Here is a 22046-nt window from a genome sequence, read left to right on the forward strand (position 1 = left end):
TCTAGACCGCTACTCAATGAGCAAATTCAGAATATTGAATAATGCTTACATCAATATTTTAATACGAGAAAATTCATAAGATACAAAATCCCCTATGAGTAAAGTGATGCCTGATAGGGGATTTTTTGTAGGCGGTGCTTACCTAAGATATTTCGAGTGTTTGTTTTACCGCCTCCTTCCAGTCTTTTTTAAGGTCAGATATATCCATTATCTCAAGTGAACAATCAAGCCAATCCAATGCGTCTTCAATGGAAGGGAATATTCCCCCTGGAATACCAAAAACCGCAGTCACATCCATTTTCTTCATTCGAGGATATTGATCAGGAGGAACAACAATCATCATGCTTTTCACAAGCGTGCGAAACTTTGTGTCGGCCCCTTTTGACATCCATTCCAGTGTCGCTTTACCGACGCCAGACGCTTGTTCAAGAGAGGCTTTATCGACATAGAATCGAATAACATGAAAGGGCTCGTTTTTCTCAAACCATGTGTTCCAACCTTCTAAAGAAGCCAGATGTTGTTCGAATGTCAGCTTTTCTTGTGCGATGGTAAGCGCCAATGGCCAGTGCTTATTTTCGTGTATTAAGTAGCCCATTTCGGTTTCCGTCACAGCATTAAAGTTGATACTGAATGCCAACTAAGAAGGTTCTTGGTTGAAGCAGTACAGCCGAATCCGCAGAGGCCGAACCAGCGTCCGAGCGCTGAAAAATCACAGCGTCTTCATCGAAGACATTATCAATACTGGCAAACCATTCCGCTTTACCAATTTTGTAAGATGCTTTCGCGTTCGTCACAATATAAGCGTCTGTTTCAGATTCAGGCTGGTTGGCCAAGTACGTAAAATAGCTGTCGGTGTAACGGACGTTTAAGCTGGCTTGCCAAGCGTCTTTGTGCCAATCCAAATTGAGGCTCGATGTGACGGTCGGCGAGGTCACAAGCTCATTGCCTTCTAGGTTCGTGTCATCGGAGAACTTCACGACGTCAGTGCTTAACAGCGCGACGGTGCCTGATAATGTGAGTTGATCCGAAACGAGTACGGTTAAGCCTTGTTCGAGGCCCCAAGTATTCACTTTGTCAGCATTAACAATGGAATACGCGCCATCATTGCCCCAATCACCCGTTGTACTGTAGCCAAGTTGAAGATTTTTATAACGAGAATGGAAAAGGTTTTGTGTACTGCTCACGCGCCCTTCTAAGAAGGCTTGTCGTCCATAAATTTCATAAGTCCACGACGTTTCTTCTTCATATTCATAGTCATTAACGGCAAATGTACTGGTATCCAGTGTCCAGCCTGCACCGCCGGCATTATAGCCTTTGGATATTTGTGCACCCCAGCTGATATTTTCTGATTGGTGCCAGTTGATACCTACTTTCGGTAAGAGTTCTGAATAGCTTTCATCGTGGCTAAAGTCATCGGCCGTTACGCCACCGCTATAAGCGCCACCATTACGTTTTCTGGATTCATACTCATAACGTAATCCCATTGACAGAGCGACATCGTCTGTCAGTGTAAGAGACCCTTCAGTGTAAGCACTTAACGTGTCCGTTTCGTCTTCATAATGCAGATCGCCAACGCTAAAAAGCTCTGAGAATTGCTCTTCTCGCGCACGGTAATAATAAAGTCCTGCTACCGCACTCCAGTTGTCATCATCATAGTAAACCTGAGGTTCCAATACATATTCACGAGTATCAATCGTCGTGTTCGTACTGTTCACTACGGTGGTGCGGGTAAAGTCTACATCGGTTGCGGACGCGTTTAATTTAAACTGAAATGCAGAGGTAAGGTCTTGAGAGTAATCCACGGAAACCGTGTTGGTCACAGGGTTGTGTTGAGGTTGTTTTACCGCGTTGGACACCTTATCTTTATAAGGCTTTGAGATCACCTCGTTGGCTGGGCCAGAATAATCAGAATGCGATAAGCCGATGAGTAATCTAGCGTTGTTTTCTGAATCAGGTTCAACAAGTAGCTTCCCTCTGATGTTCACGCTTTCATAAAGGCCTGGGTCATCTACACCATCATAAGATTCGTATTCAACCGAAGATTTTTTTTCCGTCCAATCCGCGGCAAGGCGGAATGCCACTGAATCTTTTGTGATGGGTCGGTTTAGAACCGCTGAAAGTTGCTGAGTATTATGGTTGCCTGTCGCGGCTCGTAATATGGTTTCATCTTCGAATACGGGATCATTCGTTTTGATGTTTACGGTGCCTGCCATGGCATTTCGACCCACCAGCGTGCTCTGTGGGCCACGCAACACTTCCACAGTATTTACATCAAATAAGCTAATGTCGCCATAGGCCACTTCATTGAAAGACATGGGTCTGTTGTCTAATTCGTAGCTCAGCCTAGATCGACCGCCAGCAAAAAGTGCAATGGCATTTTGAGCAGCGCCCGTTCCGTCTATTCCTCGTACTGTCGGTGCGGTACCAGTGCCCTCCATAACAGAGACATTGGATGTTGTTTCTAAAATGTCTCTGACCGTCGTAATGCCTGCCCGACTTTGAATGGTGTCTTCATCAAAGATTTCAGCACTTTCGGCGCTTTCTTGTACCGACTGATCGAGTAAGCCAGCGGTCACAATAACGGTATCTAGAATAAACGTTTGATCGGATAGCGCGTTCTTACTTTCTTCTGCTTCTGTCATTTCAGCTACGAGTACAAGTGGTAAAAACAGTGTTGAGAGTATTGTATTTTTGAGCATTAACTTAATCTCCGACATTAACGATAATAATTATCATTAATATTACTGCGTCGTTACTCTCTAAACTACTCCATAAGCGTCCAAAAAACTCCGAGAGCGGGACTAATATTTCAATTTTATTGACACACAAACACTAACGCTTATCATTTCCATTTATTGCATACTGTGGATTGAATATGACTAAATACCGATTATTGTTTTTGGGTTGTCTTATTGCGTTGACCAGCGCTATCACTAAGGCGACTCCTCCCGAGCGAATTGCGGTGGCTGGCGGCTCTATAACAGAAATCATTTATCGTCTTGGCGAGCAAAATCGCATTATTGGCGTGGATTCCACTAGTATTTTCCCAGAAGAGGCTAAAGAATTTCCAAGCTTGGGTTATGTCCGAAATATTGCTGTCGAAGGTGTGCTCTCTTTAAACCCAGACTTATTGTTAGGTGAGGAAGATACCGGCCCTATTAAAGCCGTTGAGCAAATAGCCTCTGTCGGGGTAAAAACAGACATAATAGAAAAAGATAATACGCTGCCAGCCTTACAAGAAAAAATCATGCACATCGCATCGTTGCTGGAGGTCAAAGAAAAAGGAACCGCACTTTTAGAGGACATTCAAATAGACCTTGATGCGCTGTCTTACGCGAAACAACACCTTCCAGATTCGGTTAAAAAATCACCGCCTAAAGTCTTGTTTTTTCTTACATTAGAAAATGGCTCGCCCATTGCTTCTGGCTCTGGCACTCCTGCTCATACCGTTGTTGAAGAAGCAGGCGCAATAAACCTATTGGCAGATTATGATGGGTGGATAAAGCTTTCTCCAGAATCCGCATTGGAATTAGACCCTGATGTCATTATTGTCATGAATCGACGTCAAGATGTCTTTAAACAAATAGACGACCTGCCTCACTTCAAATATCTGAAAGCCGTGAAAAACAAAGCGGTATATATAATAGATGGCATTTACCTTCTTGGTTTTGGCCCCCGCACACCACAAGCGATTGTCGAATTAGGCACCATGATTCATAAAGATTTTCCGTTGCCGGTGGGTTATAAGTTTCGTTATCCGCGTGATGATCTCGCATCAATGGCAGAGCGTTAAGATATGCAAGAAATGATAATGCTTAATAAGAAACGAGGTAAGCGTCAAATTATGGCGATCCCCGTGACTTTGGGGTTGCTGATTTGCTCTGCTTTCTTAGCGTTAGTCATCGGTGCTGTATCCTTATCGGAAAGCGATATTTTAACCTTTGTTAGCCATGGTTTTTCACAAACACACAGCTCATTAAGCACACGAGTTTTGTTTGAAATTCGATTGCCCAGGACGGTTTTGTCTCTTGGTGTTGGCGGTGCACTGGGGCTATGTGGTGCAGCCATGCAAGCGCTTTTCAGAAATCCACTCGCCGATCCTAGTTTAATTGGGGTCGCTGGTGGCGGCGCCTTGGGAGCTGTGACCGTTATTGTACTTGGCCACTCGATGTTTCCTCAGGCAATGGACGTGATTGGTATATATGCGCTACCAATAGGCGCAATGCTTGGCTGTCTGGGTGTTTGTGCCATTATCTATCGGTTAAGCAATCGCCAAGGTCAGTTCACCATTATTACCTTATTGCTATCAGGCATTGCAGTAAATGCGATTGTTGGTTCTCTCATTGGAATTTTGACATTGGTGAGCAGTGACAGTGAATTAAGAGAGCTGACTTTTTGGACAATGGGAAACTTGGGTGGCAACAGCTGGGCATTAACCTTACCAGTGTTGGTTTTAATTTTTATTAGCTTGATAGGACTTAGTCGGCTCGCAAAACCACTCAACCTGTATTTATTGGGTGAAGCGCAAGCGCAACACCTTGGTGTCTCTGTGTCGAATTTAAAGAAAAAGGTATTTATTTATACTGCGATGGCAGTTGGCGCGGCGGTATCCATTAGTGGAATGATTGGGTTTGTTGGGTTTGTCGTCCCTCATTTAGTCAGAATTCTGATTGGTCCAGATCATCGTTTTCTTTTTCCCGTCAGCATGTTGTTTGGCGCCAGTTTTTTAACCATAACAGACGTTATTGCACGTATTGTTATTATTCCGGCCGAACTTCCCATTGGCTTGGTGACAAGTGCGCTGGGTGGTCCTTTCTTCTTATTTGTTTTATACAAACAAACAAGTCGATATTAATTTAGAGGTCACAGGAAGCGCTTCATGAATATTGAAATACAAGCATTGTCTATTTCTGTTGGTAGAAAAACCTTACTAGACACCATCGACTTAACGATTAAACCCAATGAATTAAGCATACTGATTGGACCTAATGGTGCGGGGAAGTCCACCTTACTGAAGGCATGTTCTGGAGATATGCTTCCCAGTGAAGGTGACATATCTATTAACAAAAAATCCATTTCCTCGTTCACACCACTCGAACTTGCCAATACACGAGCCGTTATGACTCAATCCTATCAAATGGGATTTAGTTTCACTGTGATGGAAGTCGTGTCTATGGGCTGCTTTAACTATGAAGAACAAATATCTCAAGTGCAGAAGCAAGATATTATCCACGATGTGATGAGCTTTATGGACATAGAGCACCTTGCAGAACGCAGTTTTATAACACTGTCAGGTGGTGAACAACAACGCACTCAACTGGCGAGAGTATTAGCGCAGCTATGGTTACCCTACGAACAAGTCGAAGCGCGTTATTTATTTCTTGATGAGCCGACATCAAGCCTAGATGTGTTCCATCAATATCATGTGCTATCGCTGGCAAAAGAACTGACTAAACGTAATATTGGTGTGTTGGCGGTTATCCATGATTTGTCTTTAGCGGCCAGTTTCGCCGATCAATTAGTATTATTAAATAACGGAAAAATTGTGACGAAAGGCCGACCTGAAAGTGTTTTACAACGATCACATCTTGAACGTGTTTATGGCATAAAAGCAGAATATTACCATCATTCACAAGCGGTAAAACCTTCAATCATACTCGACCAAAATCAATAAAATTCTAACATTGACACCTATTTTGATAATCATTCTCATTTGTGCTAATTTGGTGTGAATCGCTACTCGTTTTCATCGCCGCGAAAAACCCTTAGTCACAGAATTGCTTTTAGGATGTTATAAATGACAAATCAGTTGCAGGGTCATATTTCTCAAACTGAGCTCAAGGGTTTTAATAGTCGAATGTCTGATTTGGGCATTACCCCCACACTGTCTCTTTCAGACAAGAAAGGAGAGTGCTTATTGGCGCATGCTGATTTTATGGCATTCGAAGGGAGTTTTTCCGCAAAGCCTTCTCCATTTCTAATGCTCAACCTTTGCACCGGTCACATAGGCCGTATGAAGCGGGAAGGCGAAGGACCATCGCTAGAAGGTATGTTGCGACCTGGAACAGTTGCCATGGCCTTACCGGAAACCATTGCGTCAGGATACTGGCCTAAAACCCAGATGTTAGGAATAGCGATTAAACTTGATGCTTTTACCTCAACCAATGGGGAAAATATTGATATAGAAAAGCTGATTCCTGCTGCGTCTCAACTTCATAATGATCCATTATTAACGGCTGTTATGACCGCATTATGGAGAGATGCAGAAGTGCATGGTTTATCGGGCGCTTTTTTTGAACAAGGGATTTACACGTTATTAACTAGACTGGCAGGTTATGAGTCGAAAAGCCTACAAAAAGCAATCGTTTACCCTTTAAACGGTCGGCGCTTACAACGTACTTTAGATTTTATGGAAAGTCGCCTTGGAGGAGACATTAGTGTGGCGGAACTCGCTGACTTAACGGGTCAAGATGTCCGCTCATTTACGCGCTCATTTCAGGCATCAACAGGATTTTCACCTTATGCTTACTTCACATATCGTCGTATGGAATACGCAAAACAACTGTTAGTCGATCAATCGATGATGATCACGGACATCGCGTTGCAAGTTGGTTACGCTAACCCGAGTAAATTCTCTGCGGCCTTTAGACGTATTGTGGGCGTGACGCCTAACGTATGGCGCAAACAATAAATCAACAACGGCATTTGTCGTGATCAAATAAAATAGAGCACCACGTTTTCGTTCATCTAGCGTTATGCATTCTTTTTGATTATTTGGATTCGCCATCATTGTGCCCTGCACTTCTCGGCATTACCTAAATCGTTTTACAAAACCCTCAAAATACCTTCCTTTTTAACAAGGACAAGTCCCATATTCAGGCCCATTTGTTTCATTCCTTACCCCATCGCTCTATCCGATATTGCTTTGGCAATTTGCCCCGTATTTTTTTGAAGAAAGTGGCAGATTTGTAATCCTTTCAATGAGGTAGGTTTGTCTACATTCGATTTTGGCTGATCCGTCTGAAAACTAGAAACCAATTCACCTTGCGTTCTCATAGGTAAAACCGAAAAATAAGACAACCACTCAGTCTAAGCCATGAGCATAACGAGATGATTCACCGTGTTAATCTAAATTTACTGCGTTCATTAAAGGTGCTGCTGGAAGAGCGACATGTCAGCCGCGCGGCCGAAAAATTGAATCTGACGCAGTCTGCGGTAAGCCGTCAGCTTAGCCAACTCAGAACGTTATTTTCAGACCCATTGCTGATCCGAGAAGGCAATACGCTGATCCCCACGCCAAAAGCGCTGCAGTTGCAGGCAAAACTTGAGCACTGGTTTGTTGAGCTCGATGACCTACTGGTCGACGATGTGTTTGACCCAAAACTCTGGCAAGGTGAGTTTGTTCTGTCTTCCAGCGACTACGTGGCGCAGTATCTGTTACCTGATATTGTTGGGCTGTTGGCTGAACAAGCGCCTCAAGTGTTGATGACCTATCACCTCTGGCAACCCGATTTAATTCAGCAATTGGCCACGTCAAATATTCAACTGGCATCGAGTATGTCGCTGACTCAACCTGACGGCGTGTCGTCTATTCAAATTGGCGAAGACAATCCTGTCTGTGTGATGCGAGCGTCGCATCCCTTGGCCGTGAAGGAACAAATAACCGTCGCAGACATACTCGACTATGCGCACATCAAAGTGATTGGCGGTGGCGACAAAGACCGTTATGTGGACGATGCGCTCGCAAAATTAGGCGAGAAACGCCGTATCGCGCTTAACGTTCCTTTCTTTCACGCCGCGTCCCAATCCTTGTGTCAGAGTGACCTTTTGTTGGTGATTCCCGAGCACATCGCTCGCAATTTAAAGAAGCACTTTCCTATTGCCTACAAACCTCTTCCCGTCACGACACCACGCCATAAGTACTGGCTGATTTGGCACGCTAAATACGACAATGAACCTTCCCATGTATGGATACGGAATCTCGTTTTGCAGGTGATGTCAAAAGCCGCGTATTCCATAAACTATGATTTAAAATCATAAGATAGATGAGAAATGATGATTTCATATAATAGCTCTGACTTGTTACTGTTCCTTCATTATCAGGGAGTTTATTTATGACATTGTCCATTTGGTTTTCTCTTTTCACTATTTGCCTTCTCGGCGCCATGTCGCCAGGCCCTAGCCTCGCCATGGTGATGAAGCACAGCTTGGCCGGCGGCCGCCTAAACGGGTTGGCGACGTCGTGGGCACACGCCGCGGGTATCGGCCTCTATGCCTTAATCTCATTACTAGGTCTTGCGGTGGTGTTTCATCAGCTGCCTTTACTATTTAAAGCAATCAGTTACGCTGGGGTGATTTACTTGGTTTACCTTGGAATAAACGCACTGCGCTCAAAAGGCGGCATTGCGGAAAGAATGGAATCAGGCAACGCAGTCAGCGTGTTCCAGTCGGCCAAAGAAGGGTTTTTGATATCGATTCTCAGCCCCAAAATTGCGTTATTTTTCGCGGCTTTGTTCAGCCCTTTTGTCGCAACCGTACATGACATGACGGGAAAAATCATGATGATCGCCACGCCATTTCTCGTGGATGGATTATGGTATACCGTGATCGTTGTGTTGCTTTCTAACCCAAGGTTATTAGACAAACTACGACAGAACGCAGTCATCATTGATCGTCTGACGGGCTTAGCTCTGCTTTTCTTGGCGCTGCGTATTCTTATGACTATCTAATACTTCATATCGATCAAATAGAGCAGCCACAAGAGGCGATGTCACTCAAAACCTGTTCTTCTAACGGTAAAAACGTCGCTTCATTCCTTGCCCCATCGCTCTATCCGATATTGTCTTGGTGATTTGCCCAGTGCTTTTTTGAAGAAAGTGATGAAGGCGCTGACGGATTCATAGCCGAGTTCTTCGGAAATGGTTTGAATGGGCATATTGACCGCGAGTTTTTGTAACGCAAGAACGATATGAAGTTGGCTGCGCCATTGACCGAAAGTGAGTTCTACGTGACGTTTTATCATGCGTGCTAAAGTGCGCTCACTCATGGCGAAATCGTTGGCCCATTCGCCGAGAGTCCGTTTTTCATTGGGTCTGGCGATGAGTTCTCGGGCAAGTCGGTTGAGTGTTGGTTCGTCGGGAATGGGGAAATCAAACTCTTCTCGCTCCAGTTGGATCAGTTGGTCGAGCAATACATCGACAAGCCGGTCCGTCGCCGGATCGGTTTCTTCGTAGCGCTGTTGTGTGTGCAAATGCAATATCAGTTCACGCACAAAGGGCGTGACCGTCAAGGTGCAAGCAGCATCCGGCAAAGGCAAATCCGCGCTGTCGACAAAGAGCATGCAGACATCAGCATTGGAGGAAATCTGATTCCGATGCATCACATTACCAGGAATCCAGACCGCGCAACGCGGTGGAACGAGCCACATTTTGTCATCAATAAAACTGGTCACCACACCCGTTAGAGGCAGTACCAGCTGCCCCTTTTTATGTTGATGCCAAGGCGTTTCTTCGCTGTGCGGTACGGATTGAGAGCGCAACACCAAGATTCGGTGTGGATAATGATCCGCAAAACAAAGGTCAGTCAAGGACTCGAAAATAGTTTTGTCTGTATTTCGCAATTTATTGTCCAAACATCTAAATTCAGCAAGCAGAGTAACGCATATAATAGCGAATCGGCAATCCCTCCCAACCAACACTCTTTTCGAAATGGACACCATGAAACGATTACATCGACTCGCGCAACACGACGCAGCATTTTTACTCTTATTTATCTTTTTGGTGGCGTTAAATTTGCGCGGCCCAGTGACGGGATTACCGCCGTTACTCGATAGAATCAGTACCGATCTGAATTTGAGCAGCTCGCAATCGGGTTTGCTCACCAGCTTGCCTTTGTTGGCGTTTGGTTTTTTTGCGCCTGTGGCGTCTTGGCTAACACGACACTTTCGTATTGAACGGATTCTGGCCTCGGGCGTCGGTCTGATCGCCATTGGCATGGTCATTCGCACGTTTGGTTCTATCAGCACCTTGTACATTGGGGCGATATTTATTGGCGCTGGGATTGCCATCGGCAATGTGCTGTTACCGAGTTTATTGAAGCGTGAATTTCCACAGTACGTTGTTCAGCTCACGGCGATTTATGTGCTGATGATGAGCATCGGCGGCTTTTTAATGTCGAGCTTTGCTGTGCCGTTAAGCCTGTATGCGGAGCAGTCCACTTTTCACTTGCCTATGAGTACGTTGTCTATCAGTGGCTGGGTGTTTGCGTTGGCGTGTCAAAGCGCATTGATTCTGCTGCCTTTAGTCGTGTGGTTTAGCTGTAAAATAACCCAACATCAATCGCCGCAAGCCAGCAATACCGATACGTCGACGTCCGTTTGGCGTTCGACGACAGCATGGCAAGTAGCCAGCTTTTTAGCGGTTAACTCGTTGATTAATTACATCGTGGTGGCGTGGGTGCCGGCCATTTTAATGAGCCACGGCTACACCGATTCAACCGCTGGGTTGTATCACGGGTATTTGCAATTGGCTGGGGCGATGCCATCGTTGATTTTAGCGCCCTTTATCCATCGTTTAGGCAGCCATAGAAGACTGTGTTTGAGCGCGACAGGGCTGACGACCTTGAGCTTGGCGGGCTTTATATTCATTCCAAGTTGGTCTGGTGTTTGGTCAGTGTCGTTCGGTTTTGGCGTCAGCATGGGGTTTATTTTGGGCTTGTCTTTCGTGAGTTTAAGAACCAACAGCCCAAAACAAGCCGCAGCACTGTCTGGCATGGCGCAGCTAATCGGTTACACGCTCGCCGCCATTGGCCCTGTGTTAATTGGGGCGCTTTACGATTGGCAACAATCATGGACAGCGCCACTCTACGTTATGTTAAGCATTGGCTTAATCTGGATGGGCTTAGGTTGGATGGCGAGCCCAAAGCCAAAAATCGAATAAAAACGCGCAGGTCACGTGTGCCTTAAATCCCACAGACGCAGTGCCATATGGATTTCTAACGCGCGTGATGAATTGTCAAAATGCCCGATCATTTCCTCGATACGATCCAGTCGTTGTCGCACCGTGTTCACGTGTATGTTCATGCGTTTGGCAACCAGATTCGCGTTACGGTTGCAGTCGAAATGACACAACAATGTGCTGGTAAGTTTCGCGTTTCGTTTCTGATCGTACGCTAATAAATTCCCTATCGTGCTCTCTAGAAATCCATCCAATGATGTCATGTCGAGTGATTCAAATAAGACGGTGTACAACGCCAATTCGTTTTGATGGTGAATGCCGTTTACGCTTAAACGCTTGGCGATCATTAACGTACGACGCAACGTCGTGTAAATAGAGGGTAAGTCTTCTGCCGTTGTCGACGGTCTAGATTGCACGCCCCAAAAGCTCGTATTTATTTCGGCATCAAAAAACTTAGTACACGTCTGAGCCACGTCTTGTGCGACTTCCGCTTTACAAATGATGGCAACAACGCCATCGATGTCATCGAGTACAACATTCGCAAGCGACACCATGGATCGAAGTCGCTTCGCCACGTACGCCGCTTTCAGCTGGGTCGATTCAACCAACAACAACGTATAGGATTGCGATAGATCGAGCTTGCACCGATGCGCTCGTTCAATCGTTAATGCCCACTCATATTCATGAGGCAACAGCAGCCCTCTTAACAACGCCGCCACATCACGGCTGCGATGAATCTCCAACCGCTCTTGGGCAAGTAAGCCAATGCCTATCACGCTGGCGCTTCTCTCAAACGTGCGTATCGCCACATCGCTCAAATCGGTTTGCCGGAATAATAAGATCGCGCCCACCACATCGTCACCGGCAAAAACAGACACGGCTCGACAAAGCGCTTTCCCTTCTTGATAAGCGATCACCGAACGCCCTGTTCGGCGGCTTTCTCGTATGGCGGTTTCAATTAAACTGCTTTTTTCACCGTAAGGATTGTAAGGTTGGCGGTTGGTTTCCGCCGCATTCTGAGCAACCCCTCGACAAATGAATTGCAGCGCTTCATCAACCACCACAACACAACCATCGAGCAACTGAGCCACAGTATCACTTAAGGTCGCAACCGACGCCCCCTGAGCAAGTAACGAGGTTAATTGGTTATGCGCTTCCGCGGCGGAATGGATCTCTTGCACATGCATTTCAAGCTCTTCACGAGCCGTGTCGGCATTTTTAAGTGCTGTGTTGGTAATGTCGAACGCCATCGCCGTTTTGAACGCGACAGCTGCGTGCGTGGCAAGCGTGGAAAGAATGGACACTTCCAGCGCTGTATGAGATCGATGATACCGATCAGCAACGAACAAAAGCCCTATTACTTCGTTTTCCGACATGAGCGGAACGCCAACCAAGCTGGATATTCCTTCGTGTTGAAAAATGGTGTCGAGTACGGGATCGTGCTCAAACCTATTGTCAGAGAGATAATCAGAGGTCGAAAAGGGCCTTCCGGTGGAAAAAATAACGCCGCCCACGCCCAAGCTCTTTCGCGTGGCCATCTTGTCGGTGTCTTTAAAGAGCGCCCCATCGGCGACTTGCACTTGCAGCTCATCCGCCGCTGAGTTGTACATGGTGATCCAAGCCACGTGCGATCCCAGCAAATTACGCGCTCTTGTGACGATCGCATGCAGCAATTCCATAAGGTCCAAATGACTGGAAAGGTCTTGAGCCGATTCGATCACCGCCAGTAGTCCGTGCTCCCTTTTTTGTTGCAGCTCCAAACGGTTACGGATCGTCATCGCCATTCTAATGCAATCCATGAGAGCCGATTTTTTATGCGCAGGAATCGGCAGCGCTTCCGCTCGTGCCAATTGAGCGACCAAGCCTTCTGCTGGCGCGTCTTGATGTAGTAAGCGAATCAAACTCTCATAAACGGCTTCGCTCGTCGGATCATCTGCAAGAAAACTCATCGATCTACCTCTCTCATGTGATGCACAAATGGCGTCCGCTTCACCACACTAAGCAGGCGAACTGGCCAGTCACTAAAACGTGAATTCTAGTCATGTTAATGAAAAGGTATCGTATTAAAGTATTCATTTGCCACACAATTATTCTTTATTTTATGTGTTGATATTACATTGTTTTGATGGAAGCATGACTCGACAATGTCCTTAACAAACAAGATTACGGCTCAGACTGAGCGTATGAATGAAGAGGATATTAAATGAGTATTGTGGACCTTATCCGCCCTCGGCCAGGGCAAAGAGTACTTGTCACCGCCGGCGCTTCTGGCATTGGCGCCGCCATTGCCAGTGCTTTCCATGAAGTGGGAGCTCGCGTCCATATTTGTGACCTGAATAAATCCGCTCTGGATGAGTTCGTTGCACGTCATCCCGGGGTTACCGCCAGCATGGCCGATGTGGCGGTGGCCGCCGAGGTCGATCAAGTCTTCGATGATATTCGCATCTCGATGGGCGGGCTGGATGTATTGATCAATAACGCCGGAATGGCCGGACCAACCGGTTCGATTGATGACATCACACAGGAAGATTGGGAACGAACCGTCGCAGTGAACTTGAACAGTCAGTTTTACTTTATACGTCGCGCTGTCCCGTTATTACGTGAGTCGGCGGACAGCCCTTGCATCATTTGCATGGGGTCTGTTGCGGGGCGTTTAGGCTATGGATTTAGAACGCCCTACGCATCCACAAAATGGGCGATTGTTGGGCTGGTAAAATCCCTCGCGATTGAATTAGGGCCGGAAAACATACGGGTCAACGCCATCCTTCCTGGGCCGGTCGAAGGCGAGCGTATGGAAGGCGTGATGAAAGCCCGTGCGTCTGCAACAGGAGTCAGTTTGGACGATATGCGCGCAGAGTATTTGCAAAAAATATCCTTGCGCCGAATGGTCACCGCCGAAGACGTTGCGGCCATGTCTGTTTTCTTAACCTCACAAGCCGCACGAAATGTCAGCGGCCAAGCAATCAGTGTTGATGGCAATGTAGAGTATCTCTAAAGGCAATAAAACAAGACGAGTGAAACCTCGTTTTAACACCCATGTAATACCGTTCAATTTATAACAAAAATAACATCAGGAGAACGCAATGATAAAGTTTAAGAAAGCGCTCTGTGGCATGGCCGCAATTGGTTTAACGGCCGGTATCGTTCACGCAGCCCCCGTTAAAGTCGCCATACTGGAAACCCTGTCTGGGCCGCAAGCCTCCACGGGGTTAGCGTATCGTAGTGCCGTTTGGTACGCGATCGAGAAGATCAATGCGGGCGGTGGCTGGAATAATGAACCCGTCCAATTATTAGAATATGACAACCAAGGCGGGCCGACTGGCGCGGCCACCAAATTAAAATCCGCCATTTCTGACGGTGCTCAAATCATTGTTCAAGCGGCTTCGTCGTCTATTGCAGGTCAAATCACCGAAGACGTTCGCAAATACAATCTGCGCAACCCTGGCAAAGAAGTGGTTTTTATCAACTTAGGTGCGGGCGCAGGCGAGTTAACCGGTGAAAAATGCAACTTCTATCATTTCCGATTCAGCGGCAATGCGATGGTTCAAACCAAAGCATTGGTGATGGCAATGAAGGAATCCAATGTGCTTGGGGATCGTGTTTACGCCATCAACCAGAACTATTCTTGGGGGCAAGATATGGAAAAAGCGATCGTCAGCTTTTCTGATCTTGGCGGTTATAATGTTGTTGCAAAAACCCTGCATGACACCAATAAAATCCAAGATTTCTCACCTTATGTAGCCAAGATTTCAGCGGCCAACGCCGACACGGTATTAACCGGAAACTGGTCAAATGATTTACTCCTGTTGATGAAAGCCAGCAAAGCCTCTGGTCTTAAAGCGCGTTTCGGCGCGTTGTATCTAGATCAGCCTGGAAACTTAGCCAATGCAGGCGATGCTGCGCTGGGTCATTATGTGTCTCACACTTTTAATGGCGATGCTGGTGACGCAGCGTCTAAGCAGTTCATGGCAGATTACACGTCCAAGATCGGCCACGACCCTGTCTTCATTGAACCGCAAGCGGTTTGGGGAATGGCAATGGTGGCGGACGCACTGAAACGCGTTCAACCTGAAAATGGCGTTCTGAATGTGAATACGTTAGCGAAAGCCTTAGAAACCAGCAAAATCCAAGCGCCAATGGGCGAAATGTACATGCGAGCGGCCGACCATCAAGTCCAGCTGCCAATCGTGGTCTCAACGGTTTCCAAAGACGCTCAAATCAAAGTGGATGGAACCGACATGGGATTCAAACGCGTGCGTGTCTTTAGTGCGAAAGAAGTCTCTACGCCAGCGCAATCCTCATGCAAAATGAAACGACCTAGCTAACTCGTTGCACAAAACAGCGGCTTGGACTTGCTAACGTCCAAGCCGTCATTAACGTCACGTTTCACGGGTAATGTTGGTAATACTATGAATATGTTGTTTGTTTCATTGATGAATGGCACCGTCTACGGATTGCTGCTTTTCATGGTGTCAGCGGGACTCACGCTGATCTTTGGCATGATGGGCGTGCTTAACTTTGCCCACGCCTCCTTTTATATGCTCGGCGCCTATTTCGCTTACTCATTGCAGGGCAGCATTGGCTTCTGGGGCGCGCTTTTGGTGGCGCCAATACTGGTCGGACTCGTGGGCGTTGTGGTTGAGCGCTTTTTTCTACGCAGGGTTCATCATCATGGTCATGCTCATGAGTTGTTATTGACCTTTGGGCTTTCCTTTATCATCACCGAGCTCATCAAATTGGTCTTTGGTAACTATCCGGTGAATTACCAAATTCCGGACGCGCTCAATTTTGCGGCGTTTACCATTGGCGGGGCGGATTATCCTGTTTATCGCGTATTAATGGGCGCGATTGCCATTGTGATGTTTATCGCCATTTACCTTCTTTTAACACGCACACGCGTTGGTATTGTGGTTCGATCGGCCATTTACAGACCCAAAATGGTCGAAGCGCTTGGACACAATGTGCCACTCGTTTTCATGGGTGTGTTTGGCGTTGGAGCCGCCTTGGCGGGCCTTGCCGGAGCGGTCGCGGGCGCGTTTTACACCACCAGCCCAAACATGGCGCTCGAACTTGGTGTCATCGTCTTTGTTGTTGTCGTGGTCGGTGGATTAGGTTCGTTAGGCGGCGCGATGTTGGCGTCTCTTCTCATCGGCATTATTACGTCCTTAGCCATCAGTATTGATGCCAGTCTCGCGGATTTTTTCGCGCTCTTTGGCGCTCGTGAATGGGCGGAAAACATCGGTGGCTTAATGACACTGCAAGTGTCCAGTTTATCCGGATCCATCCCGTTTGCCTTAATGCTGTTGGTATTGCTGGTACGGCCCAATGGGCTCCTTGGCGAGAAGGATTAATATTATGAAAACTCAATCGGTTCTTTTTATCACCGCGATTGCGCTTCTTCTAGCAATACCGTTTCTGCTTTCACAAGGGTTAGTGGATGCGGCCATACAAATGCTCATCGCGGCTTTATTTGCCAGCGCGTACAACTTGCTTTGCGGGCAAGCTGGGATGCTGTCATTCGGGCACGCAGCGTATTTTGGTATGGGCGCATTTGCCACCGTTCACGCCATGAATGCGCTTGACGGTACTGGATTATTACCAACGCCTTTCATGCCACTTGCTGGCGCGGTTGGCGGGTTGCTCTTTGGTATCGTTGCCGGCTACTTTTCCACCAAGCGAAGCGGCACTTACTTTGCCATGATCACGCTGGCGATTGCGGAACTTGTCCATGCACTTGCGCCTCAACTTAAAGACATGTTTGGTGGCGAATCCGGTATTTCAGCCATGCGCATGCCAGCGTGGGGCTTTACATTTGGTTCTACCAACGAAGTGTATTACCTCACGTTGGTCTGGGTTCTGCTCTCTATTGCACTGCTTTTCCTATTCACCCGCACGCCTTTGGGACGTTTGACGTTGGGGTTGCGTGAAAACGCGCATCGCTTGCGTTTTCTGGGCTATAACACGCACCGACTCAGTATTATGGTTTTCGCCATTTCAGCGATGTTTTCGGGCATTGCTGGTGGGCTTCAAGTCGTGAGTAATGAAGCGGCGAACTATGTGTTGTTTGATGCGCATTTGTCCGCGGCCGTTGTTCTCAACACCTATATTGGCGGCGTGGGCAGTTTTCTCGGGCCAGTGTTGGGCGCCTCTGTCATGACCTTTTTTGGTTATGCTGTATCCGATTTGACGCAGTCTTGGTTGCTCTATCAAGGCACGCTGTTTGTCTTGGTGATGATGTTTATGCCAACTGGGCTCGCAGGGATCATCGCATCACTTGGCGGTTTGCATAAAAGGTTCGGCGTTGCGTCGCTTGCGCCTTTGGTTGTGCTTTCTGTTATTTCTGCGCTGCTATTAAGCGCAGGCGGCACCTTTGTGATCGAAATGCTGCAACGAATGCTGTCGCAGAACTACCAATCATTGGCCAGTTTGCAGACCGCAACGCGTTGGCCGGACATTCTGCTGTTTGGGCAATCCTGGCCGCCTGCTTCGATCAGCACTTGGCTGGTTCCCATCAGTTTATTAGCCGTTGGGGCCGTTATGGGGTATTTGGCGAAGCAATGGGTACAAATACTCATTCAACGCGAAGCGCTCAAATCTGAGTCCAATCAGTCCGAAAAAGAGGTAGTAGAATGAGTGAATCCATCCTCAGTTTGCGAGGCCTGCGCAAATCCTTTGGCGATATAGAAATCATTCGCGGCGTTGATTTTGAGCTGCTCGACCACGAACGCCACGCGATTATTGGCCCAAATGGCGCAGGAAAATCAACGCTGTTTCACCTTATTTCAGGAAGTTTGACGCCGACATCGGGCGAGATCATCCTTGATCAACAGCAGATTGGGGGCTGGGAACCTGAGAAGATCAATCACCTTGGTCTTTCTAGATCGTTTCAGATTACCAATATTTTCCCCAAATTAACCACCTTCGAAAACGTTCGGCTCGCCGTTATGCGCTCTCATGGGTTGCAGTATGCGTTTTGGAAATTTATTGAACGAGACGTTCGTGTTCGGGAAGAAACGGAAAGGTTACTGGAGATGGTCCGGCTTGAATCAAGATCCTCGACGCTGGCGGGCGAAATGTCGTACTCAGAGCAACGTTCTCTGGAAATAGCCATGACTCTCGCTTCTGACCCGAAAGTCATCTTGCTTGATGAACCCATGGCTGGCATGTCTCACGACGAAACCGACTACACCGCATCGCTGATTCGCGACGTCACCCAAGGGCGCGCCCTGATGATTGTCGAGCACGATATGGATGTGGTGTTTTCACTGAGCGATCGAATCAGCGTATTGGTGTACGGCGAAATTATCGCCACAGGAACGCCAGAAGAGATTCGCAACAACGCCAAAGTCAAGGAAGCCTATCTTGGAGAGGAAGCGACAGCATGACGACAACCAACACCTTATTAGCTGTAAACGATCTGCACGCACATTATGGTAAAAGCCATATTTTGCATGGTGTGACGTTCGATGTGGGTCAGAACGAAGTCGTTAGTCTACTGGGACGCAATGGCTCTGGCCGCTCGACAACGCTGAAGGCAATCATGGGGATTGTGCCGCCAACCCAAGGGTCTATTCTCCTTAATGACCGACAGCTCGCCAAAGCCAAAAGCTATGAGATATGCCGTTCTGGCATTGCCTATGTGCCCGAAGAGCGTGAAGTGTTTGCCAATTTGACGGTGGATGAAAATCTTCGCATGGGAGAACAAGCGGCCAAAAAAGGCGCCACGCAATGGACAGTGGAAGACATGTTTGCGTATTTCCCTCGCTTAAAAGAGCGCCGCAACGTCAAAGCGGGCAGCATCTCGGGCGGCGAACAACAAATGCTTACCATGTGCCGTTCACTCTTGGGCAATCCATTGGTCATCCTTATTGATGAACCCACCGAAGGGCTGGCACCAAAAATCGTCAGCGCGGTGGGGGAATGCATTATGGATCTTCAGCGTAAAAATGTTTCCGTGGTGCTGGTCGAACAGAAACTTACGATTGCTCTCAAAGTGTCCTCCCGAGTGTGTGTGGTAGGACACGGCCAAATCGTTTTTGAAGGCACGCCTCAGCATCTCATGGAAGATGAAAAGCTACTTGCCGACTGGTTGGCGGTTTAAAACAACAATAATAATTTTGATTGAAAGGAATTGAATATGTCTACCACTGACAAAGTCATTATTTCATGTGCGGTAACGGGTTCTGTGCATACTCCATCGATGTCGCCTTACCTTCCACTAACGCCGGATCAGATCACCGAGCAAGCCATTGACGCCGCCAACGCCGGTGCGGCAATTCTTCATTTGCATGCCCGCGACCCTATTGATGGTCGACCAACACCAGACCCAAAAGTGTTTGATCAATTCGTGCCACGCATCAAAGCCGCCACAAACGCCGTGATTAATATCACCACAGGCGGCAGCACTCGCATGACAATGGAAGAACGTTTGGCCTATCCCATTCAGGCACAACCCGAAATGTGCTCGATCAACATGGGGTCGATGAACTTCTCGATTCACCCTGCAGCACGAAAAATTCAAGAGTGGATTCACCCATGGGAAAAGCCTTATATAGAAGGGATGGAAGACATGATCTTCCGCAACACATTCAAAGACATTAAATACATACTGCAAACACTGGGCGATGGATTCGGAACAAAATTTGAATTTGAATGTTACGACGTTGGGCACCTCTATTCTCTCGCCCATTTTATGGATGAAGGGTTAATAAAAGGGCCCGTTTTCATTCAGTCCATTTATGGCATTTTGGGTGGCATTGGCGCAGACCCAGAAAACCTATCCATCATGAGAACGACGGCGGATCGATTGTTCGGACGAGAAAACTATCGCTTCTCGGTGCTCGGTGCCGGTCGACACCAAATGCCACTGCTCACCATGGCGGCCATCATGGGCGGTAATGTTCGCGTTGGCTTAGAAGACAGTTTGTTTATTGGCAAAGGCCAGCTCGCGCATTCCTGCGCCGACCAAGTACGAAAGATCCGACGTATTCTTGAAGAGCTTTCCATGGAAATCGCGACGCCAGAAGAAGCTCGCATCATGCTGGGCCTTAAAGGCAAAGATGCGGTGAATTTTTAGTCACTGAACATCATCTTTTTGAATCCGCTTGAACCGCACAAACACCCCCTCTGCCGAGTGATTGTTTGTGCGGTTTGCTATGAATTTCCTCAAAGCATTGTCCTACCAATGAATTATCACTTTTATTTAGATTTACATCGGGAAGTTACTCTACAAAACTGAACAATTTAATCGGCATATTTCAGCATCAATCGGTTAAAATCTGTTCCACATTACCCAATCTCACCAACAGATTTCGTTACGGAAGATGATTCATGACTGCCAGCTGCCGCTTCACTTTTCGTCTCATGATGCTGATTTTTCCATTTTGGTTGATGCCCTCTCTCACTTTCGCGGCCATCCCAACCCTCGTCATCGAGGGGGATACCGTAAAACTTGAGCAGTTTCAAATGGGTTACTTTGTCGACTCGACGGAAAAAATGTCTTTTCCAGAAGTGCAAAGACAAGACTTCCAACCGTCTTCCAACAGCGTATCTCTAGGGTTAGAAGCCAAGACAACGTGGGCACAGATCAAGCTTGAGAATGTCAACTCAACCGCGTTAAAACTGTACCTTCATGATCCGTATGCGTACCACAATCATATCCTTGAACTATATGAAGTGGTCGATGGCAAGTTAACTCGCCAACGTATATTGGATATGGATCGTAAAGAAACTCAGCAATGGATGTATCGAGGTAGCGCAGTATTTGATATTACATTGCCTCCTAAATCACACAAAACCCTGTACATCAGAAGTGTCTCGTCTTCACATCAATGGTTCAGCCTTAGTCTTTATGATGAAGATGATTCCAAAAGAGCGCTATTAACCTTATTCACAGACATCGCCTTGTTGGTCGGCGTTCTACTTGCGCTCATGGTGTATAACTTATTGTTGTTCTTGTCGTCCCGCTTACGAGAGCACTTTTTTTACGCTTGTTATCTTGTGTCTGGGGGATTTTGGATTGCGCTGACGTATGGTTTATTAGGCAACTTGTTCGATGTCTACGGAACGATGACATTGAAATGGCACCTTTCATTGGGTGCCATGCCCATCTTTTTACTGCTGTTCATGATCCATATTTTCGAGACGAAGAAAAAATACCCGATAGAACATTGGGCGTTGCTGCTGAATATTTCCTTGTTAGTCGCCAATGCTATTTATGGCTTGTTTGATATTGTTACGGCCTTGAGTTATTCCAGCACATTAGCCGCCATCATGATGATCATCAGTCTTTCCGTCACCCTGTCGATGCTGATCCGTAAACACCCCATGGCTCTTTTCTTTTTATTAGGTCACGGCTTATTTGTTTTCTTTAGTTCGTTGTCCGTTTTGTTTTACAAAGGAATGGTTGAGTTTAATTACATCAATAGCCACGGCGTGGGCATTGGCATCATGGTAGAAGCACTGGTGTTGTCGCTCATCATTGCTTATCGTATTCGCATGCTGGAAAACTTAAAAGTGGCTCAAGTTGAGCTCAAATTATTGGCTTCCACGGACTCGCTAACACAGCTGTTTAATCGTCGGCATTTCAGCAATGAAGCAAACGCCATCTTGGAAAAAAACCAACGCGCCAAAGAAGCGATCACCGTAACGGTGCTTGATATTGATTTTTTCAAAAAAATTAATGATGCCTACGGGCACGGGTTAGGTGACAAAGTCATTATCCGCGTTGCCGATGCACTAAGAGCTCAGTGTCGTCGCCAAGATATTTTTGCACGATATGGCGGAGAAGAATTCGTGATTCTGATGCCGAATACCTACCTCAACGAGGCCTATACTTTGGCTGAGCGTATCCGCCAAGAGCTTGAAAACGTTGTGATTCCAATTGACCAACAGCAATCCGTCAGCTTTACTGTCAGTATAGGTATCGCTGAAGTGGACGCAGAGACACCGGATCTTCAAGCCGCCATTAACCGGGCCGACAAAGCCCTTTATAAAGCAAAAAATAATGGTCGGAACCAATCTCAGCGATTTTCACCGTAACGAAAATTGTGCTTAAGGGTCTGAAATAAGGCTACGTTTAACACACGTAGC

At 46.9% G+C, this 22046-nt stretch carries 19 protein-coding genes; 15 read left to right on the forward strand and 4 right to left on the reverse strand.

The genetic code is table 11. From position 1 onward, the window contains the following. Window positions 1-142: 142 nt before the first annotated feature. Window positions 143-637 carry a hypothetical protein gene (locus D104_RS29225; RefSeq protein WP_152531153.1) on the reverse strand — a complete coding sequence of 165 codons (495 nt, stop codon included), beginning with the start codon at window positions 635-637 and terminating at the stop codon, window positions 143-145. Then, window positions 615-2699: a TonB-dependent receptor gene (locus D104_RS29230; protein WP_024024191.1), complete on the reverse strand. Its 2085-nt coding sequence runs from the start codon at window positions 2697-2699 to the stop codon at window positions 615-617. Before D104_RS29230 ends, D104_RS29225 begins: the two co-directional genes overlap by 23 nt. 176 nt (window positions 2700-2875) lie before the next feature. Between D104_RS29230 and D104_RS29235 the strand changes: the two genes are divergently transcribed. The 6 genes from D104_RS29235 to D104_RS29260 all read left to right on the forward strand — a co-directional run bounded on the left by D104_RS29235 (window position 2876) and on the right by D104_RS29260 (window position 8729). Then, window positions 2876-3793 (forward strand): heme/hemin ABC transporter substrate-binding protein, encoded by a 918-nt coding sequence (locus D104_RS29235; RefSeq protein ID WP_024024192.1) that lies wholly within the window; start codon window positions 2876-2878, stop codon window positions 3791-3793. A gap of 18 nt (window positions 3794-3811) precedes the next feature. Beyond that, window positions 3812-4855 carry a FecCD family ABC transporter permease gene (locus D104_RS29240; RefSeq protein ID WP_024024193.1) on the forward strand — a complete coding sequence of 348 codons (1044 nt, stop codon included), beginning with the start codon at window positions 3812-3814 and terminating at the stop codon, window positions 4853-4855. Between the two features lie 24 nt (window positions 4856-4879). Then, on the forward strand, window positions 4880-5674 hold the full coding sequence (locus tag D104_RS29245; RefSeq protein ID WP_024024194.1) for a heme ABC transporter ATP-binding protein: 795 nt from the start codon (window positions 4880-4882) through the stop codon (window positions 5672-5674). A 123-nt stretch (window positions 5675-5797) separates the two neighbouring features. After that, on the forward strand, window positions 5798-6691 hold the full coding sequence (locus D104_RS37020; RefSeq protein WP_024024195.1) for a helix-turn-helix domain-containing protein: 894 nt from the start codon (window positions 5798-5800) through the stop codon (window positions 6689-6691). Window positions 6692-7110: 419 nt separating this feature from the next. Beyond that, window positions 7111-8040: a LysR family transcriptional regulator gene (locus D104_RS29255; protein WP_024024196.1), complete on the forward strand. Its 930-nt coding sequence runs from the start codon at window positions 7111-7113 to the stop codon at window positions 8038-8040. A 74-nt stretch (window positions 8041-8114) separates the two neighbouring features. Further along, window positions 8115-8729 carry a LysE family translocator gene (locus D104_RS29260; protein ID WP_024024197.1) on the forward strand — a complete coding sequence of 205 codons (615 nt, stop codon included), beginning with the start codon at window positions 8115-8117 and terminating at the stop codon, window positions 8727-8729. 80 nt (window positions 8730-8809) lie between these two features. On the opposite strand, the gene D104_RS29265 is transcribed toward D104_RS29260, so the two are convergent. Beyond that, window positions 8810-9619 (reverse strand): AraC family transcriptional regulator, encoded by an 810-nt coding sequence (locus tag D104_RS29265; RefSeq protein ID WP_235075925.1) that lies wholly within the window; start codon window positions 9617-9619, stop codon window positions 8810-8812. Between the two features lie 97 nt (window positions 9620-9716). Between D104_RS29265 and D104_RS29270 the strand changes: the two genes are divergently transcribed. Continuing rightward, the gene (locus D104_RS29270; protein WP_024024199.1) at window positions 9717-10937 is read left to right on the forward strand and encodes an MFS transporter; all 1221 of its coding nucleotides are present in this window, start codon (window positions 9717-9719) and stop codon (window positions 10935-10937) included. Window positions 10938-10948: 11 nt separating this feature from the next. Here the strand turns inward: D104_RS29270 and D104_RS29275 are convergent, their stop codons facing one another. Further along, the gene (locus tag D104_RS29275; RefSeq protein WP_024024200.1) at window positions 10949-12904 is read right to left on the reverse strand and encodes a helix-turn-helix domain-containing protein; all 1956 of its coding nucleotides are present in this window, start codon (window positions 12902-12904) and stop codon (window positions 10949-10951) included. 254 nt (window positions 12905-13158) lie between these two features. Here D104_RS29275 and D104_RS29280 point away from each other — a divergent pair, with 254 nt between their 5' ends. From D104_RS29280 to D104_RS29315, 8 genes are all read left to right on the forward strand, one after another. Continuing rightward, complete coding sequence (locus tag D104_RS29280) at window positions 13159-13950, forward strand: SDR family oxidoreductase (RefSeq protein ID WP_024024201.1); 792 nt, start codon at window positions 13159-13161, stop codon at window positions 13948-13950. An 88-nt stretch (window positions 13951-14038) separates the two neighbouring features. Further along, window positions 14039-15280 (forward strand): branched-chain amino acid ABC transporter substrate-binding protein, encoded by a 1242-nt coding sequence (locus D104_RS29285; protein ID WP_024024202.1) that lies wholly within the window; start codon window positions 14039-14041, stop codon window positions 15278-15280. Between the two features lie 84 nt (window positions 15281-15364). Continuing rightward, window positions 15365-16306, forward strand: coding sequence for a branched-chain amino acid ABC transporter permease (locus D104_RS29290; protein WP_024024203.1), 942 nt, complete (start codon window positions 15365-15367; stop codon window positions 16304-16306). 4 nt (window positions 16307-16310) lie between these two features. Beyond that, window positions 16311-17588: a branched-chain amino acid ABC transporter permease gene (locus tag D104_RS29295; protein ID WP_024024204.1), complete on the forward strand. Its 1278-nt coding sequence runs from the start codon at window positions 16311-16313 to the stop codon at window positions 17586-17588. Beyond that, window positions 17585-18340, forward strand: a complete 756-nt coding sequence (locus tag D104_RS29300) for an ABC transporter ATP-binding protein (protein WP_024024205.1) — start codon at window positions 17585-17587, stop codon at window positions 18338-18340. Before D104_RS29295 ends, D104_RS29300 begins: the two co-directional genes overlap by 4 nt. Beyond that, window positions 18337-19056, forward strand: coding sequence for an ABC transporter ATP-binding protein (locus D104_RS29305; RefSeq protein WP_024024206.1), 720 nt, complete (start codon window positions 18337-18339; stop codon window positions 19054-19056). Before D104_RS29300 ends, D104_RS29305 begins: the two co-directional genes overlap by 4 nt. 36 nt (window positions 19057-19092) lie before the next feature. Further along, a complete protein-coding gene (locus D104_RS29310) occupies window positions 19093-20031 on the forward strand; it encodes a BKACE family enzyme (RefSeq protein ID WP_024024207.1) in 939 nt (312 codons plus the stop codon). A gap of 254 nt (window positions 20032-20285) precedes the next feature. Continuing rightward, window positions 20286-21995, forward strand: coding sequence for a diguanylate cyclase (locus tag D104_RS29315; protein ID WP_024024208.1), 1710 nt, complete (start codon window positions 20286-20288; stop codon window positions 21993-21995). Window positions 21996-22046: the final 51 nt, after the last annotated feature.

It is taken from the genome of Marinomonas profundimaris (genome assembly GCF_000508165.1).
GTDB lineage: Bacteria > Pseudomonadota > Gammaproteobacteria > Pseudomonadales > Marinomonadaceae > Marinomonas > Marinomonas profundimaris.

Coding starts and splice junctions, on each gene's coding strand:
- D104_RS29310 (WP_024024207.1), top strand. CDS start 19,093: ATGTCTACCACTGACAAAGTCATTATTTCATGTGCGGTAACGGGTTCT.
- D104_RS29260 (WP_024024197.1), top strand. CDS start 8,115: ATGACATTGTCCATTTGGTTTTCTCTTTTCACTATTTGCCTTCTCGGC.
- D104_RS29245 (WP_024024194.1), top strand. CDS start 4,880: ATGAATATTGAAATACAAGCATTGTCTATTTCTGTTGGTAGAAAAACC.
- D104_RS29300 (WP_024024205.1), top strand. CDS start 17,585: ATGAGTGAATCCATCCTCAGTTTGCGAGGCCTGCGCAAATCCTTTGGC.
- D104_RS29305 (WP_024024206.1), top strand. CDS start 18,337: ATGACGACAACCAACACCTTATTAGCTGTAAACGATCTGCACGCACAT.
- D104_RS29280 (WP_024024201.1), top strand. CDS start 13,159: ATGAGTATTGTGGACCTTATCCGCCCTCGGCCAGGGCAAAGAGTACTT.
- D104_RS29255 (WP_024024196.1), top strand. CDS start 7,111: ATGATTCACCGTGTTAATCTAAATTTACTGCGTTCATTAAAGGTGCTG.
- D104_RS29290 (WP_024024203.1), top strand. CDS start 15,365: ATGAATATGTTGTTTGTTTCATTGATGAATGGCACCGTCTACGGATTG.
- D104_RS29315 (WP_024024208.1), top strand. CDS start 20,286: ATGACTGCCAGCTGCCGCTTCACTTTTCGTCTCATGATGCTGATTTTT.
- D104_RS37020 (WP_024024195.1), top strand. CDS start 5,798: ATGACAAATCAGTTGCAGGGTCATATTTCTCAAACTGAGCTCAAGGGT.
- D104_RS29240 (WP_024024193.1), top strand. CDS start 3,812: ATGCTTAATAAGAAACGAGGTAAGCGTCAAATTATGGCGATCCCCGTG.
- D104_RS29235 (WP_024024192.1), top strand. CDS start 2,876: ATGACTAAATACCGATTATTGTTTTTGGGTTGTCTTATTGCGTTGACC.
- D104_RS29295 (WP_024024204.1), top strand. CDS start 16,311: ATGAAAACTCAATCGGTTCTTTTTATCACCGCGATTGCGCTTCTTCTA.
- D104_RS29270 (WP_024024199.1), top strand. CDS start 9,717: ATGAAACGATTACATCGACTCGCGCAACACGACGCAGCATTTTTACTC.
- D104_RS29285 (WP_024024202.1), top strand. CDS start 14,039: ATGATAAAGTTTAAGAAAGCGCTCTGTGGCATGGCCGCAATTGGTTTA.
- D104_RS29275 (WP_024024200.1), bottom strand. CDS start 12,904: ATGAGTTTTCTTGCAGATGATCCGACGAGCGAAGCCGTTTATGAGAGT.
- D104_RS29230 (WP_024024191.1), bottom strand. CDS start 2,699: ATGCTCAAAAATACAATACTCTCAACACTGTTTTTACCACTTGTACTC.